Here is a 16,033-nt window from a genome sequence, read left to right on the forward strand (position 1 = left end):
CGACGGTAGTGACGATCGAATATCTGGTGTGGCACCGCGAATCGGACCGGCCCTGCGTGCGGGACGACGACCGGGAACTCACCTACGCCGAATTTGCCCGCAGAGTCGACGGTTTCGCGGCGCAACTCCAGCAGCACGGGATCGCTGCGGGTGACGTCGTCGCGGTGATGCTGCCGAACCGGGCCGAACTCCTCGTCGCCCTCATGGCGGCGTGGCGGCTGGGTGCGACGGCCACCCCCGTCAATCCCGCGTTCACCGCGACCGAGGCCGAGTACCAGATCGACGATGCGGGAGCCGTACTCGTCCTGGGCGCCGGTCCCGACGCCCCGTCGGGCGGCCGCCCGCTGATCCACGTGGACGACATGGCTACCGCCCCGCCGGCCGGATGGTCGGCCGGCGCCGATCCCCGTCCCGACGACACCGCCCTGCTGATCTACACCTCCGGCTCGACCGGCCGCCCGAAGGGCGTGCAGCTCGCCCACGCGAACCTGCAGTTCATGGCCGACTCGTTCCGCACGCACCTGCAGCTGACCGAGGCCGACCACTGCCTGCTGATCCTGCCGCTGTTCCACGTCAACGCGATCGCGGTCAGCTTCCTGGCGCCGATCCTGGCCGGGGCGCAGCTCAGCATCACCGGCAGGTTCTCCCCGGCCCGGTTCTTCGACGACGTGGCACGGCTGCGGCCGACCTACTTCTCGGCCGTGCCCACCATCTACGCCCTGCTCGTCTCCCAGCCGCTGGACACCCCGGTGGACACCTCGTCGCTGCGCTTCGCGATCTGCGGCGCGGCCCCGATCTCGAAGGAACTTCTCGATCGGGTCGAGCAGCGCTTCGGCCTGGTCGTGGTCGAGGGCTACGGGCTCACCGAGGGCACCTGCGCGTCGGCGTGCAACCCGATCGACGGCCCCCGCAAGCTCGGCACCGTCGGCCCCGCGCTGCCCGGCCAGCAGATCGCCATCGCCGGACCCGACGGGCGGCACCTGCCGGCCGGGGCCACCGGCGAGGTGCTCATCAAGGGGCCCAACGTGATGCGCGGCTATCTCGGCCGACCCGAGGAGACCGCCCGCACCGTCGTCGACGGCTGGTTGCACACCGGCGACGTCGGCCGGCTCGACGAGGACGGATACCTCACCCTCGTCGACCGCATCAAGGACATGATCATCCGCGGCGGGGAGAACCTGTATCCCAAGGAGATCGAGAACGCCCTGGCCACGCACCCCGCGGTCCTCGAGTCCGCCGTGATCGGCGCGCCGCACGAGGTGTACGGCGAGGTTCCCGTCGCGTACGTCGTGACCTATCCCGAGCGGACCGTCACCGACTCCGAACTGCTCGCCCACCTCGCCGAGCGGTTGACGAGGGTCAAGGTGCCCGCCGAGGTGCACGTCGTCGCCGCCCTGCCGCGCAACCCCGTCGGCAAGATCGACAAACCCGGCCTGCGGCGCAGCCACGGTGCTCCCGTGCACGCCTGACCGCTCCCGAGGACACCACACGCTCCACCCCGACTCGCCGGCCCCGGGCCGGTGGGGCGGCAACCCCTACCCGAAAGGCGAATTCCCATGGGTTTCAAGACCGGCCACTTCCCGGAAGTGGACCCCGCCACGTTCCGCGACCTCCCGTTCCGGGATCGGTTGCGGGCCATGTCGACCCACTGGGTCGACTACGGATTCGGCACGCCGAAAATGGTGCACACCGTCTACATCCTCAAGCTGCTGTTCCTCTACATCGGCGCCGGCACCGCCCTGGCGACGCTGACCTCGGGCCTGTCGTGGCTCGACGTCTCGTCGTGGTGGAACCAGCCGATCGTCTACCAGAAGCTGATCCTGTGGACCGTGCTGCTCGAGGCGCTCGGTCTCGCCGGGTCGTGGGGGCCGCTCGCCGGGCACTTCAAGCCGATGACCGGTGGCTTCCGGTACTGGCTCAAGCCCGAGACGATCCGGCTCCCACCGTGGCCGGGCAAGGTGCCCGGCACGTCCGGTGACCGCCGCACCGTCGGCGACGTGGCGCTCTACGCCCTTCTGCTCGCCAATCTGATTGTCGCCGTCGTTCTTCCGGGTGTGCATTCCGCCTCCGTCGACGCGCTCGTCGCCGACAACGCCGGCCTCGTCCGCCCCGCGGTCGTGGCGCCGCTGATCGTGCTGCTGATCGTGATCGGCCTGCGGGACAAGGTCATCTTCATCGCCGCCCGCAGCGAGCAGTACCTGCCGGCGATGGTGTTCTTCACCTTCCTGCCCTTCGTCGACATGATCGTGGCTTTCAAGCTGCTCATCGTCACCGTCTGGGTCGGCGCCGGCGTCTCCAAGTTCGGCCGCCACTTCGCCATGGTGGTCCCCCCGATGATCAGCAACACCCCGTGGATGCTGTCCAAGCGGGTCAAGCGCATGCACTACCGCAGCTTCCCGAACGACCTGCGGCCCTCGCACCTCGGCAGCGGCGTCGCCCACGTCCTCGGCACGTTCGTCGAGATCGTCACCCCGCTGGTGCTGCTGTTCTCCACCAACCGCACGCTCACGCTGCTCGCGGTGCTGCTGATGGTGGCGTTCCACTTCTTCATCGCCTCGACGTTCCCGCTCGCGGTGCCGCTGGAATGGAACCTGCTGTTCGCCTACGCCACGGTCTTCCTGTTCTGGGGCTTCCCCGCCTGGGACGGCTACGCCGTGACCGACATGTCGTCGCTGTGGCTGGCGGGCGCGATCACCGCCGCGCTGTGCTTCTTCCCGGTCCTCGGCAACCTGCGCCCCGACCTGGTCTCGTTCCTGCCGTCGATGCGGCAGTACGCCGGCAACTGGGCCTCGGCCACCTGGGCGTTCGCCCCGGGTGCGGAGGAGAAGCTGAACCGGCACATCGTGCGGGCCGCCGAGAACACCCGCACCCAGCTGCTCGCGACCTACCCCGCCGACGTCGCGGACGTCGTGATGCACCAGCTCCTGGGCTGGCGGTCCATGCACAGCCAGGGCCGGGCGCTGATCTCCCTGATGATGCGCCACCTCGGGGACGACATCGACACCTACGACCTGCGCGAGGCCGAGTTCTCCTGCAACTCGATCGTCGCCTTCAACTTCGGTGACGGGCACCTGCACAACGAGCACCTGATCGCCGCGATCCAGCGGCGCTGCAACTTCGCGCCCGGCGAGTTCGTCGTCGCCTGGATCGAATCCCAGCCGATCCACAAGGGCACCCAGGAATACAAGGTGATCGACGCGGCCCTCGGCGTGATCGAACGCGGCACCTACAGGGTCGCCGACGCCGTCGCCGAGCAGCCCTGGTTGCCCAACGGGCCCATCCCGTTCGACGTGCAGTGGACAATGGACCGTGAGGGCGCCCACCGGGCAGCCGCACAGCGGGAGGTCACAGCGTGAGTACGGCGGTCGTGGTCGGTAGCGGACCCAACGGGCTCGCTGCCGCCGTCCACCTCGCCCGCAGCGGCGTGGACGTCCAGGTTCTCGAGGCAGCCGACGAGATCGGTGGCGGCACCCGCTCCGGCGAGCTCACCGTGCCCGGCCTGGTCCACGACCACTGCTCCGCCTTCCACCCCATGGGTGCCGGCTCCCCCTACCTGCAGACCCTCGGCCTCGATCGCTACGGGCTGCGGTGGCGGTGGCCGGAGATCGACTGCGCCCATCCCCTCGACGGGGGCGAGGCAGCCCTGCTGCACCGATCCCTCGACGTCACCGCGGCCGGCCTCGGCGAGGACGGCCCGCGGTGGCGGCGGATGTTCGCCGACCTCGCAACCGGGTTCGACGGGCTCGCCGCGGACCTGATGCGGCCGGTGCTCAACGTCCCGCGGCACCCGCTGCGGCTGGCGGCGTTCGGGCCCCGGGCCCTGCTGCCCGCCACGGCCTCGGCCCGCTGGTTCCGCACCCCCAAGGGACGTGCCCTGTTCGGCGGGGTCGCCGCTCACGCCTACCACCGGCTGGACCGGCCCGCCACGTCCGCCGTGGGTCTGATGATCACCGCCGCCGGCCATCGCTACGGGTGGCCGGTGGCGGAGGGCGGCTCCGCCGCGATCGCGCGGGCACTGACCGCGCAGCTCGCGGAGCACGGCGGCAAGGTGCACACCGGGGTCCGGGTCCGCCGTGCCGCGGATCTGCCGCCCGCGGACGTCGTGCTCCTCGACGTCGCCCCCGAGGCCGCCCTCGGCATCCTGGGCGACGCGGTACCCGCGCGGATCGCCAAGGCCTACCGCAGGTTCCGCCACGCTCCCGGAGCCTTCAAGGTCGACTTCGCGATCGACGGTCCCGTTCCGTGGGCCGACCCGGAATGCGGGAAGGCCGGCACCGTCCACCTCGGCGGCGAGTTCGCCGAGATCGCCCGGGCCGAACGGGACGTCGCGACGGGACGCATGCCGGAGCGGCCGTTCGTGCTGCTCGGCCAGCAGTACGTCGCCGACCCGACCCGCTCCCGCGGCTCCGTGCATCCGCTCTACGCGTACGCCCACGTCCCAGCCGGCTACACCGGCGACGCGACGGACGCGATCGTCGCCCAGATCGAGCGGTTCGCCCCGGGGTTCCGGGACCGCATCGTCGCCACCGCGGTCACCGCGCCCGCCGACCTCGCGCGACAGAACCCCAACCAGGTCGGCGGTGACATCATCGGCGGCGCCAACGCCGACCTGCAGGTGGTGTTCCGGCCGCGAATTGCTCTGGACCCCTACAGCACCGGGGTTCTCGGGGTCTACCTGTGCTCGGCCTCGACCCCGCCCGGGGCGGGCGCGCACGGGATGTGCGGCTACAACGCCGCGGAATCGGCGCTGCGGCACCTGCGGAGCGCCGGCCGTGGCTGAGCCGGTGGTCTCGGGGCGGTCGACGGGCGCACCGTCGGCCGCCGACGAGGTTCAGCGCGTCGTCGCCGAGGTCGCGCGCCGGTTCGACGCCCGCCAGCGGGAGATCACCCGTTCCATGACCGCGATGATGGCGCGGGAGATCGCTCACCTCGACGAGGATCCGCATCTCGTCGAGCTGCTCGAGGCGAGCGTGCACGGCAACATCGCGACGATCATCCACGTGCTCACCAACGAGATCCCCGCCGAACACCTCCAACCCACCACGGCGGCAGTGGAATATGCGTTGCGGCTGGCGCAGCGCGACGTGCCGTCGCACTCGCTCGTCCGTGCGTACCACATGGGACAGAACGACCTCATGCGGCTGTGCTTCGACGAGGTGCGGTCGATGAACCTCCCGCCGCAGGTGACACTCGACGTCATCGAGCACATCTCCGCGGTGGTCTACCGGTACATCGACTGGATCACCCTGTACGTGTTCGACGCGTACGAGAAGGAACGACGCCGGTGGTCGGCCGTGCGCGGCAACGTGCACTCCGCCCTCATCCACGGCCTCGTCGACGGATCCGAAACCGACGTCGCGGCGTTCGAGGCGGAGACCCGGTACCGGCTCGACCGCTGTCATGTCGGGGTGATCGTCTGGACGACAACCGAATCCGCGGACGGCGCGATCAATCCCCTGGACCGGCTGGTGCGCGCGGTGGCGGTGCACCTCGGGTCGGATGCCCCGCCGATCCTCACCGCCATCGACCGGCGCACGGTGTGGGCCTGGCTGCCGTTCGATCGGCACCGGCCGACGATCGACACGGCAGCACTCGATTCCGTCGTCCGATCCCATCCCGCCGGCCGCCTCGCGCTGGGCCTGCCCGGCTCCGGCCTCGCCGGTTTCCGGCGCTCGCACGAACAGGCCGAGGCCGCGTATTCGATCGCGGTGGCCCAGGCCACGTGCACCCGGCGGGTCATCGGGTTCGGGGATCGCGGCGTCGCCGTGGTGTCGCTGCTCGCCCGCAACCTCGACGCCGCGCGGGCGTGGGTGGGCGAGATCCTCGGCCCGCTCGCCGACGACACCGAGCAGGCCGCGATGCTGCGGGTCACGCTCGGCACCTACTTCGCCACCGGTGAGAGCCACCTGCACACCGCCGAACGGCTGAACCTGCACCGCAACACCGTCAAGTACCGGATCAACAAGGCCCTCGGCGACCCGACCCGCGCGCCCGCGGTGCACGACAAGCTGGACATCGCGCTGGCGTTGCAGGCGTGCGAGTTCCTCGGGGAGGCGGTGTTGCGCTGACGCGCCGGGTATCCCGACTGTGACAACATCGGCACGGTCGGTCGATTCCAGGAGGCACCGTATGAGCATGCCCGGCGTGAAGGCACTCGTCTTCGACGTGTTCGGCAGTGTGGTGGATTGGCGCACCAGCATCGCGCGCGCGGCGGCACCGTTCCTGGCTCGTCACGGGAGCAGTGTCGAACCCGCGGAGTTCGCGGATGCCTGGCGCGCGCGCTACCAACCGGCCATGCAGGCGGTACGCGAGGGCAGGCGGCCCTTCGTGCGTCTCGACGTGCTGCACCGGGAGAACCTGGACGACGCCCTGCGCCGCTTCGGCATCGACCCGGCGGGCATACCGGGGCACGAACTCGATCAGCTCAACCGTGCCTGGCACGAACTGGATCCGTGGCCGGACGCCGTCGAGGGGCTCACGCGGCTGAAGCAGCGCTTCGTCGTCGCGCCGCTGTCGAACGGCAACGTCAGCATGATGGTCGATATCGCCAAGCGCGCGGGTCTGCCCTGGGATGCCATCCTCGGTGCGGAGGTCGCCCAGGCCTACAAACCCATGCCCGAGGCCTATCTGCGCACGGCAGACATCCTGGGCCTGGAGCCGGGCGAGGTGTGCATGTGCGCCGCCCACAACGAGGACCTGGCGGCCGCGCGCGCCTGCGGCCTGAAGACCGCGTTCTTCGCGCGACCCACCGAACACGGCCCGGCCCAGACCACGGACCTGCACGCCGAACACGACTGGGACGTGATCGCCGACGACCTCGTCGACCTCGCGCGCCGCCTCGACGCCTGACGGCGCCCGTGCGCGCTTCTGGTAGCGGCTACTACCAGAAGCGCGCACGGGGTCAGGCGCCGATCAGGCCGTCGGACTTCCAGGCCGCGACGACGGCCGGGCGCGGTTGGGCGGTGCCCCCGTCGGGCCAGTGCGACGACGGGTTGTCCCACGTGGCGTCGTCGGTCTCGCCCGGGTGCTGCACGCACACCACGACGCGGTTCTCCTGCACGATCGGCCCGCACGTCTCCGCGCCGACGGGGACGGTGAGGAACTGCCGGGTCTCGCCGCGGCGCGGACCGTCGAGCACGACGCTGAACAGCCCGTCGTTGGACTTCAGCGCGTTGCCGTCGGTGGAGATCCACAGGTTGCCGTGCGGGTCGAACGCCAGGTTGTCCGGGCACGAGATCGGGCTGACCTGAGCCTTGTCGAAGCCGCCGAAGTAGGTGTCGGCGGCCTCCGGGTCGCCGCAGACCAGCAGCAGGTTCCATGTGAACGACGTGCCCGCGTGGTCGTCGTCGAGCTCGAGCACCTGCCCGTTCTTGTTGTTGTTGCGGGGGTTCGCCACGTCGGCCGCGGCCTTGCCCTCCTCGCCGCGCTTGGAGTTGTTGGTCAGCGCCACGTAGATCTTGCCGGTGACCGGGTTCGGTTCGAAGTCCTCGGGCCGGTCCATCTTGGTGGCCCCGACCTTGTCCGCGGCCAGGCGGGTGAACACGGCGACCTCCTCGGCGGTCATGCCGTCGACCAGGGACTCGCCGCGGCCGTCCTCGGCGGTGCGCAGCAGCGGGATCCACTCCCCCGTGCCGGTGAACGTGCCGGAGGCGGGAAGCGTACCGCTGCCGTCGATCTCGTCCGGCGCATCGCCGGTCAGCTTGGCCACGTACAGGGTTCCGGCGTCGAGCAGCGTCATGTTGTGCCGCATCGCGGCCTGCGACGTGCCGCTCTGCATCGTCCGGGAGGAGACGAACTTGTACATGTAGTCGAAGCGTTCGTCGTCGCCGCTGTAGGAGACGACGGTGCCGTCGCCGGTGACGTGGATCGTCGCGGCCTCGTGCTTGAACCGGCCGAGCGCGGTGTGCTTGACCGGCACGGACGTCGCGTCCCACGGGTTCACCTCGACGACCCAGCCGAACCGGTTGACCTCGTTGGGGGTAGCGACGATGTCGAAGCGCGGGTCGAAGCGCTCCCACAGGCGTTCCGAGGCGCCGCCCTCGAGGCCGTACCGGGCCAGTCGCTCGGCGGCCACGGGATCGGTGACGTTCTCGGCGTTCGCGAAGTACTGGTTGAAGTTCTCCTCGCCGGAGAGCACCGTGCCCCACGGGGTGAGCCCGCCGGCGCAGTTGTTCAGGGTGCCGAGCACGCGGGTTCCGGTCGGGTCGGCGGCGGTCTTGACCAGGTCGCTTCCGGCGGCGGGACCGGTGAGGGCGAACTCGGTCAGGCCGGTGATCCGGCGGTTGTACGGGCCGAATTCGGGTGTGAGGCGCCCGGATCCGGCCTCGCCCTTGACCTGCACGACGGACAGCCCGTGGTTGGCCCAGCCGATGCGCACCTGCTCCTCGGTGGGGTTCTCGGCGTCGTAGCCGGCGAACATGAACGGCTCGGACGTGTACTCGTGGTTGACCACCAGCAGGTAGGTGTTCGGCACGCCGTCGACGGGCAGCAGCCCGGCGAAGTCGTTGTTGTAACCGAACTGCTTCTCCTGCGCGGTCGCGGTCTGGTTGCCGATGTCGAAGGCCGGCGCGTCGGGCAGCACCGGGTCACCCCAGCGGATCACGACGGTCTGGTCGTAGCCCTCGGGGACGGTCACGGCGTCGTCGGTGTTCGGCGCGACGGCGGTGAAGTCGGTGCCGGTGGGCACGGGGCCGAGGTCCGCCGGGCCCGCCGTCGTGGCGCCGCCGGTGCTGCCCGCGTCGTCGGAACACGCGGCGAGCACGCCGCCCGCACCGACCGCGAGAACCGCCATCGCGCCGCCGCGCAGCACGCCGCGCCGGGTCAGGGCGGTGCGCACGATGTCGCCGAAGTACTCGCCCCCGGAGGTGTTGGGCACCGCGTGGGAACACGCGTTGCCGCACTTGTAGCGGCAGGTGACGGCGGCGCGCGACGATGTGCCGTCGTGCGTGACGATCAGCGGCAGGGGCTTCGGACTCACAGGTACTCCCTCGTCGAATCGGTTCAACGCGGGCACCGTAGGAGACCGAAACCAGGTAAAGGGAACGAGAAGGTGAACGGGCGGTGAGCCCGCCCCTCGGCACATCCGCGCCCCCAGTCGGCCGCGACCTCGGACTGCTGTCGCGACCGACCGGGTATCGTGCGGATGCGGAACCCCCACCGAGGAGCGATCAGTCGTCGGCGATTCCGGTTCCGCTGAGCGCGGGGACGGTCTGCTCGGGGCGGCGCAGCGACAGTGCGGCCGTCTTGAACTGGGCCAGCTTGTCGACGACGGTCTGCCCCTCGGGGGTGTGGCCCCAGATGCTGATGCCGCGGTGCGTGGTCGGCTCCCAGGTAGATTCGTCGACCACGATGGGGTTCCAGCCGACCTCCCACTCGAACCCGGACGGTGTGCGAGCGTAGTAGGACAGCTCGCGATCGTTTGTATGCTGGCCGACGCCGAGGGCCATGTCGAAGCCGAGTTCCTTGACACGCTGGTAGGACCGGGTCATGTCGTCGAGCTCGGTGACCTGGATGTTCAGGTGCTGGATCCGGGTGCGGACCGGGTCGACGGGAAGACCCCGCACCGCGGCGATCGCCACCGAGTGGTGGCGTTCGTTGACGCGCAGGAAGCGGATCTTGAGTTTGGCACCGCTGATGGTTTCGTCGATGTAGTCGGACAGCCGGGCGTCGAAGACGGTGCCGTAGTAGCCGTGCAGCGTGTGCGGCCGGGTCGAGGTGATCGCGACGTGTCCCATTCCCGATGCGCCGGTGACGAATCCGGCGTTGCTCATCGCCAGCGGCGTGGTGGTGGTGCGGGCACGGGTGAAGATCTCCTGGTCGATGTCCTTCGGCCCGGGGAAGCGCAGCAGGCGTTCGACGCCGCGCAGGGCCGCCTCCTCGTCGGTGCCTTCGGTGACCGGGACGCCGCGGTCGCGCACCCGGGCGACGATTCGGTCGAACGATCCGTGATCGTCGATCTCCCAGCCCAGGGCGGTGACGTCCTCCGCGTCGCCGCGTTGCAGCAGGAACCGGCATTCGTGGTCGTCGAGCCGAAATCGCATGGCCTGGGCGGAAAGCCGGTCGGCGTGCAGGCCGATCGCGTCGCGGCCGAAGCGGTGCCAGTCGGCGAACTTGTTCGTCTCGATGACGACGTAACCGAGGTGGACGGAGCCGAACAGCGAGTCCGCGGTGGTCATCGGGTGCTCCCGGTGAGGAAGGCCGTGGTGACGGCGTTGAAGAAGTCGGCGCGTTCCCACTGCACCCAGTGGCCGGTGTTCGCGGCGAGCAGCAGGTCGCAGTTGGGCATGGTGTGTGCCAGCATGCGGCCACCACTCGGACGATTGACCTTGTCGTCGGCGCCCCAGATCACCAGCGTGGGGGTGGCGAGCCGGCGCAGTCGCCGGTCGCGGGTGAAGTCCATGCCCCACAGCGTGCGCAGGGCGCCGGGCCCGGAGGGACGGCGCAGCGGCGGATCGGCCACCACGGCCGGATCGATGCTCGACCGGTAGCGTTCGTCGATCACCTCGTCGGGTACGGTGGCCCCGTCGAAGACCAGGTACTTGCGAATGAAGCCTTCGAGCTTGTCGCGTGAGGGACCGTCGCCGGTGTAGTACGACAGCAGCGATTGCAGGCCGGGAGTGGGCAGCCCGCGCGTGGTGCCGATGCCACCGGGGCCCATGAGCACCATCTTCTCGACCCGTTCCGGGGTGTCGAGAGCCAGGCGGAGGGCGCAGGCACCGCCGTAGGAGTTGCCGACCAGGTGGGCACGGCCGAGGTTCAGGGCGTCGAGCAGTCCGCGGATGTTGTCGGCGAGGTAGCCGAACGGATCGGACCGGTCGACGCCCTTGCTCGAGCGTCCGTAACCGGGCAGGTCCGGCACGATCACCCGGAACTTCCGGGCGAGCTCGTCGATGTTGCGGGAATAGTTGGACACCCCGGAGGCGCCGGGCCCGCCGCCGTGCAGCAGCAGTACCGCCGGCCCTTCTCCGGTTTCGGCGAAGAAGATGTCCTTGCCGGCGACGGTCACGGTGCGTTCGGTCAGCGCTGTGCGGGTCATGCGAGGGTCTCCGTTTCCTCGGAAAGGCGAATGGATGGGGTGGCTTTCATTCCCGGCGGGGGCGGCGCCAGGTTGGTGTCGGGTCCGGCGGCGGCGTAGACGACCCCGTCCGGCCGCAGGGCCAGGACGGTGGCACCCTTGGCGCGCATCCACCGGATCAGGGTGCCGTTCGTGTCGACGACGGTGTCGGCGGCCGGGGCGGCGCCGGGACCGGCCAGGCGCACGGTCGGTACGCCGGCGGTGCGCCAGCCGGGCCACGAGTCCGGCGAGCCGACATGCAGGATCGTCCATCGCCCACCGAGCACGTCGTCGAGGCGTTCGAGGCTGCCCTTCTCGTCCAGCACCCACGGCTGCGGTACGAGCCATCCCACCGCCGCCGACGCGACCGCCTTCGGGCCGGCCAGCAGGCCTCGGGGGTAGAAGGCGTCCGGGATCCACCGATTGTCGCGTAGCCATTCGGGAATCCCCGGTACCCGCATGGCAATCCGGAAGAACCGATCACGCACGGCCGCGAGTACAGGGTGCCGCTGGGTGATGAGCCGGCCCACCTTGACCGCGCGGTCGGTCACCTCCCGCACATGGGGCAGGCGTTCCAGTTGGTAGCTGTCGAGGATCGATTCGGGCAGGGTGCCGTCGAGCACTGCGGCGAGCTTCCAGCACAGGTTTGCCACGTCGCGCACCCCGGCGGACATGCCCTGGCCGATCCACGGCGGCATCGCGTGGGCGGCGTCGCCGGCGAGGAAGACCCGGCCGACGCGCCAGCGGTCGGCGAAGCGCACGTGGTGGCTGTAGACGACTGCGCGGAGAATCTTCACCTGCGTGTCGGTGATGCCCTGGTTGTTGAGTACGCGCCAGATCGCTGCGTCGGTGACCAGTTCGTCCTCGTCCTCGTCGTCGCGGACCGGGAATTCCCACCGGTGGTGTCCGAGCGGTGTCGGGCAGTCCACGGTCGGACGGTCGGGGTTGCAGTGGAACCGGAGCCGATCGTGGCCCGGCCACTCCTGCAGCACCTTCGTATCGATGACCACCCACCGTTCGGCGTAGGTCCGGCCCTCGTAGCCGATCCCGAGCTGAGCACGGGTGGGGCTCGCGCCACCGTCGGCGGCGATCACGTAGGACGCACGCACGCGTTCGAAGGCGTCGTTCCGTAGGTCGGCCAGCATCAGCTCGACCCCGGTCGCGTCCTGGAGGACCCGCAGGCACTCGTGCTCGAGCAGGACATCCACGTTGGGGAATCGTTCGACCCCGCCGCGCAGCACCTTCTCGAGTGCGGGCTGGTAGATGAACTGCTGAGGCGGGTGACCGGATCCGTGGGACACCGGTGCGATCTCCGTGAACGGTGCGCCGTTCGCGTCGACGAAGGTAGCGGCGTTGCCGGCGAGCATGTCCTCCTGCAGGCGGTCCGCCAGGCCGACCTGCTGCCAGATTCGCAGCACCTCCTCGTCGGTGGAGATTGCCCTCGCCCTGCCGTAGATGTCCGGATTGCGCTCGATCACAAGCACTTTCAATCCGATCTGGCCGAGGATGTTCGCGGCGGTCACGCCGGTGGGGCCGTAGCCGATGACGGCGACGTCGTAGTGCGGGATGTCGGTCACGTCGAGACCTCTCGTCGAGCGGGGAAGGGTGTCGATCGGCGGGGTGGAATCCGGCCGCCGAAGATCAGGGATTGTTCCTGTAGTGGTCACTACAGTAAGCTGGCGTGCAGTGTGAGTCAATACACACCGTCGCAACCTGAGGAGCGCTCGTGGACGAGCAGAAGAGGACCCGGCAGCGCCGCGCGAACGGCGAGGAGTCCCGTCGCCGGATTCTGGACGCCGCCGTGGAGGTCGCCGCCGAGCGCGGCTACGAGGGCACCAGCATTGCGCTGGTGAGCAAGAAGTGCGGTCTGCCTGCGAGCTCGATCTACTGGCATTTCAAGGACAAGGACGAGCTGATCGCCGCGGTGATCGAGCGCAGTTTCGACACCTGGCTGTCCGGGTGGACCGTACCGGACGGCGACAACCCACGCGAACGCATCGTGGCCCTGGCGATGCAGGTCGCGAAGACGCTGTTGGATTCACCGGACTTCCTGCGGCTGGGGCTGATGCTCACCCTCGAGCGGCGCCCGGTCGAACCGAGCGCCCGCACAATGTTCTTGCAGGTGCGTGAGCAAGCACGCCTCCGCCTCGTCGACGCAATCCGCGACCTCGCGCCCGGCCTGTCGGACGGCTCGGTCGCCCTGCTGACCACGTACGCGATGGCCGGCGCCGACGGGCTGTTCATCGCCAAGGAGATCGGCGGCGACAGCGTCGATCTCGTCGCCCTGTTCGAACTACACGCCCATTCGCTCTACGACGCGGCGCAGCGGTTGAGCACTTCCGAAGGAGGCTGACCTCGCGCACCGCGCCGGTGCGTCCTTTGGGCGGCTGGGGCAACCCGAAGGACGCACCGGCCGCGGAGCGGCCTACAGCACCTGCGACAGGAACTGCTGCAGTCGTTCGGTCTTCGGGGCGTCGAACAGTTCGTCGGGGGGACCGGTTTCCACGACCGCGCCGTGGTCCATGAACACCACCGTGTCCGACGCCGAGCGGGCGAAGCCCATCTCGTGGGTGACGACCACCATCGTCATGCCGCCGGACGCGAGATCGGCCATCAGGGCGAGGACCCCCTTGACCAGCTCCGGGTCGAGCGCCGAGGTGGCCTCGTCGAAGAACATCACCTGCGGGGCCATCGCGAGCGCGCGGGCGATCGCGACGCGCTGCTGCTGCCCGCCGGACAGGTTGCCGGGACGGGAGTCGGCCTTGTGCTTCAGGCCGACGAGATCGAGTTGTTCGAGGGCGAGCGCGCGGGCCTGCTCCTTCGACAGCCCCTTGAGCTTGCGGGGGCCGAGCGCGATGTTCTCGGCCACCGTCTTGTGCGGGAAGAGGTTGAAGTGCTGGAACACCATCCCGATCCGCTGCCGCAGCTCGTCGGGGTTGTCCTTCAGCACCGAGCGGTCGTCGAGGAGGATGTCGCCGGCGTCGGGTTCGTGCAGCCGGTTGAGCACGCGCAGCAGGGTCGACTTGCCCGAGCCGGACGGGCCGATGACGGTGACGGTCTTGCCGGCGTCGACGTGGATGTCGACGCCGCGCAGCACCTTGTTGGTGCCGAAGGCCAGGTGCAGTCCGGTCCCGGTGAGGGACACGCTGTCCCGGATGGTGGTCGGCATCGGTCAGCCCCTCTCCACGACGAGTTCCTGCTCGAGCGGGTCGAGGGTGGCCTCGGGCCGGCCGGTGCGCAGGCGGTGGTCGATGTAGTTCACGAGATGAGTCAACGGCACGGTGAGGATGAGGTAGAACAGGCCCGCCGCGACGAGCGGCGAGAGGTTGCCGGTCTGCGCGTTCAGGTCGCGGCCGACGGCGAACAGTTCGCGCTGGGTGGCCAGCAGACCGAGGAAGTAGATGAGCGACGAGTCCTTGATGAGCGAGATGAACTGGTTCATCAGCGCGGGCAGCACGCGCCGCACGCCCTGCGGGATCACCACCAGTGTCAGCGCCCGGCGGTAGCTGAAGCCCAGGGCCCGGGCCGCCTCCATCTGCCCCGGTTCGACCGACTGGATGCCGGAGCGGAAGATCTCCCCGATGTATGCGGCCGCGAGCAGCGCCAGCGCCGCCGCGCCCAGCCAGTACGGGTTGTTGCCCGTGGCGCCCTGCACCACCGGGCCGAGGCCGAGGCCGACGAGCAGGATGATCACCACCGCGGGCAGGCCGCGGAAGATGTCGGTGTAGACGCGGGCGGGCCAGCGCAGCCAGCGGGTGCGCGATATCCCCGCCATGGCGAGCAGCATGCCGAGGACCGTGCCGGCGAGCCCGGAGGTCAGCGCCAGGATCAGGGTGTTCGGCAGACCGGTCTTCAGCAGATCCGGGAAGGCGTGCCGGTACAGCTCCCACGAGAAGAACGTCTCGCGCAGCTGTTCGAGCGTGGACTTCGGGGCCGTGGCCGCCGGCTCCTCGCCGCTGGCGGTGTTTTCGGCGGCCAGCGCCGCGAAGTCCGGCAGGTCGGGTTCCGGCGCGGCCTTGCTGCCGGGCTTCCAGCCCTCGGGCAGTTCCCGGGGGACCCATTCGGTGTAGAGCTCGGCCCAGGTGCCGTCGGCGATCACGGCGTCGAGCCCGGAGTTGAGCGCGTCGATCAGCGCCTGGTTCTCCCGGGACACGGCCCAGCCGACGTAGTTGTTGAGGCTGAACGTGTTCTGCACGATCGACGTCGGATCACCCGGCGCGATCGCGCCCTCGGCCTGCTGCGACGGCGCCACCCACGCGTCGATCTGGCCGGTTTTCAGGTTCGCGTACGCGGTGTTGTAGTCCGGGAACTTCACCGGATCGAGACCGAGGGTGTTGACGACGTAGTCGTCCTGGACGGTTCCCTGCACGACCCCGATGCGGGTGGACGCGTTCAGGTCCCCGAAGCCGCGGATGGGACTGCCGTTCTGCACGACCAGCGAGAAGTAGCCGAAGTCGTAGCCGTTGGTGAAGCCGACCAGCCGGCGACGTTCGTCCGTGGTGGTGATCGACGACGAGCCGACGTCGAAGCGCCGGCCGGCCACCTGGGCGAGCAGGCCCGCGAACTCGGTGCCGACGAACTCCACGCGGAGACCGAGTTTCTCGGCGATGGCCTTCAGCAGTTCGTTGTCGTAGCCGGTGAACTCGCCCTGGGAGTTCACGCAGATGCTCGGTGGCGCGTCGGAGAGCGTGCCTACGGTGAGCACACCGGGGGTGATGAGGTTCAGCCCGGAAACGTCGATCGACTCGAGCGGCACCACGCCCGGGGTGGTGTAGCGGTCCTCCGCGGCGGCGGCCGACGTGTCGAGATTGGTCGGTGCGGCGGAGGCCCCGCCGACCCCGGGCGGGGAACACAGGTCCTGGGGAGCCGACGGTCGACCACCGCCCGAGGAACAGGCCGTCGCAGTCAGCGCCAGGAGCACCGCCAGGAGCAGCGCCGCCACGGTGCTCCGTTTCGCCATCACGGATTCGGGCATGGTGG

The 16,033-nt window shown here is 69.8% G+C and carries 12 protein-coding genes; 6 read left to right on the forward strand and 6 right to left on the reverse strand.

The annotated features are described in order from the left end of the window. The first annotated feature begins 8 nt into the window (after positions 1 to 8). The 5 genes from JYA75_RS04820 to JYA75_RS04840 all read left to right on the forward strand — a co-directional run bounded on the left by JYA75_RS04820 (position 9) and on the right by JYA75_RS04840 (position 6,849). Positions 9 to 1,469, forward strand: a complete 1,461-nt coding sequence (locus JYA75_RS04820) for an AMP-binding protein (RefSeq protein ID WP_043800984.1) — start codon at positions 9 to 11, stop codon at positions 1,467 to 1,469. A gap of 87 nt (positions 1,470 to 1,556) precedes the next feature. After that, the gene (locus JYA75_RS04825; protein ID WP_043800981.1) at positions 1,557 to 3,356 is read left to right on the forward strand and encodes a DUF3556 domain-containing protein; all 1,800 of its coding nucleotides are present in this window, start codon (positions 1,557 to 1,559) and stop codon (positions 3,354 to 3,356) included. Further along, entirely contained in the window at positions 3,353 to 4,780 is a 1,428-nt protein-coding gene (locus JYA75_RS04830) for an NAD(P)/FAD-dependent oxidoreductase (RefSeq protein ID WP_072636720.1), read from the forward strand. Before JYA75_RS04825 ends, JYA75_RS04830 begins: the two co-directional genes overlap by 4 nt. Next, positions 4,773 to 6,068 (forward strand): helix-turn-helix domain-containing protein, encoded by a 1,296-nt coding sequence (locus JYA75_RS04835; protein ID WP_050036186.1) that lies wholly within the window; start codon positions 4,773 to 4,775, stop codon positions 6,066 to 6,068. The genes JYA75_RS04830 and JYA75_RS04835 overlap by 8 nt, the downstream gene beginning before the upstream one ends. Positions 6,069 to 6,129: 61 nt before the next feature. Continuing rightward, positions 6,130 to 6,849, forward strand: coding sequence for a haloacid dehalogenase type II (locus JYA75_RS04840; RefSeq protein ID WP_168580449.1), 720 nt, complete (start codon positions 6,130 to 6,132; stop codon positions 6,847 to 6,849). Positions 6,850 to 6,901: 52 nt separating this feature from the next. On the opposite strand, the gene JYA75_RS04845 is transcribed toward JYA75_RS04840, so the two are convergent. From JYA75_RS04845 to JYA75_RS04860, 4 genes are all read right to left on the reverse strand, one after another. Beyond that, positions 6,902 to 8,977 carry a PhoX family phosphatase gene (locus JYA75_RS04845; RefSeq protein ID WP_185713326.1) on the reverse strand — a complete coding sequence of 692 codons (2,076 nt, stop codon included), beginning with the start codon at positions 8,975 to 8,977 and terminating at the stop codon, positions 6,902 to 6,904. A 190-nt stretch (positions 8,978 to 9,167) separates the two neighbouring features. Further along, entirely contained in the window at positions 9,168 to 10,175 is a 1,008-nt protein-coding gene (locus JYA75_RS04850; RefSeq protein WP_185713325.1) for a VOC family protein, read from the reverse strand. Continuing rightward, positions 10,172 to 11,035: an alpha/beta hydrolase gene (locus tag JYA75_RS04855; protein WP_072636715.1), complete on the reverse strand. Its 864-nt coding sequence runs from the start codon at positions 11,033 to 11,035 to the stop codon at positions 10,172 to 10,174. Before JYA75_RS04855 ends, JYA75_RS04850 begins: the two co-directional genes overlap by 4 nt. Then, entirely contained in the window at positions 11,032 to 12,630 is a 1,599-nt protein-coding gene (locus JYA75_RS04860; protein ID WP_203329749.1) for a bifunctional 3-(3-hydroxy-phenyl)propionate/3-hydroxycinnamic acid hydroxylase, read from the reverse strand. The genes JYA75_RS04855 and JYA75_RS04860 overlap by 4 nt, the downstream gene beginning before the upstream one ends. Positions 12,631 to 12,779: 149 nt before the next feature. Between JYA75_RS04860 and JYA75_RS04865 the strand changes: the two genes are divergently transcribed. Continuing rightward, complete coding sequence (locus JYA75_RS04865; protein WP_029546733.1) at positions 12,780 to 13,406, forward strand: TetR/AcrR family transcriptional regulator; 627 nt, start codon at positions 12,780 to 12,782, stop codon at positions 13,404 to 13,406. Positions 13,407 to 13,478: 72 nt separating this feature from the next. On the opposite strand, the gene JYA75_RS04870 is transcribed toward JYA75_RS04865, so the two are convergent. Together JYA75_RS04870 and JYA75_RS04875 are read right to left on the reverse strand one after the other, a co-directional pair. Further along, positions 13,479 to 14,222 (reverse strand): amino acid ABC transporter ATP-binding protein, encoded by a 744-nt coding sequence (locus JYA75_RS04870; RefSeq protein WP_065923277.1) that lies wholly within the window; start codon positions 14,220 to 14,222, stop codon positions 13,479 to 13,481. Positions 14,223 to 14,225: 3 nt separating this feature from the next. After that, the gene (locus tag JYA75_RS04875; RefSeq protein WP_050036180.1) at positions 14,226 to 16,028 is read right to left on the reverse strand and encodes an ABC transporter substrate-binding protein/permease; all 1,803 of its coding nucleotides are present in this window, start codon (positions 16,026 to 16,028) and stop codon (positions 14,226 to 14,228) included. Positions 16,029 to 16,033: the final 5 nt, after the last annotated feature.

The sequence above is a fragment of the Rhodococcus sp. PSBB066 genome (assembly GCF_017068255.1).
Lineage (GTDB): Bacteria > Actinomycetota > Actinomycetes > Mycobacteriales > Mycobacteriaceae > Rhodococcus > Rhodococcus aetherivorans.

Bases quoted from the DNA above. Each gene is read 5' to 3' on its own strand.
- JYA75_RS04825 (WP_043800981.1), top strand. From the start codon at position 1,557: ATGGGTTTCAAGACCGGCCACTTCCCGGAAGTGGACCCCGCCACGTTC.
- JYA75_RS04840 (WP_168580449.1), top strand. From the start codon at position 6,130: ATGAGCATGCCCGGCGTGAAGGCACTCGTCTTCGACGTGTTCGGCAGT.
- JYA75_RS04850 (WP_185713325.1), bottom strand. From the start codon at position 10,175: ATGACCACCGCGGACTCGCTGTTCGGCTCCGTCCACCTCGGTTACGTC.
- JYA75_RS04855 (WP_072636715.1), bottom strand. From the start codon at position 11,035: ATGACCCGCACAGCGCTGACCGAACGCACCGTGACCGTCGCCGGCAAG.
- JYA75_RS04870 (WP_065923277.1), bottom strand. From the start codon at position 14,222: ATGCCGACCACCATCCGGGACAGCGTGTCCCTCACCGGGACCGGACTG.
- JYA75_RS04875 (WP_050036180.1), bottom strand. From the start codon at position 16,028: ATGCCCGAATCCGTGATGGCGAAACGGAGCACCGTGGCGGCGCTGCTC.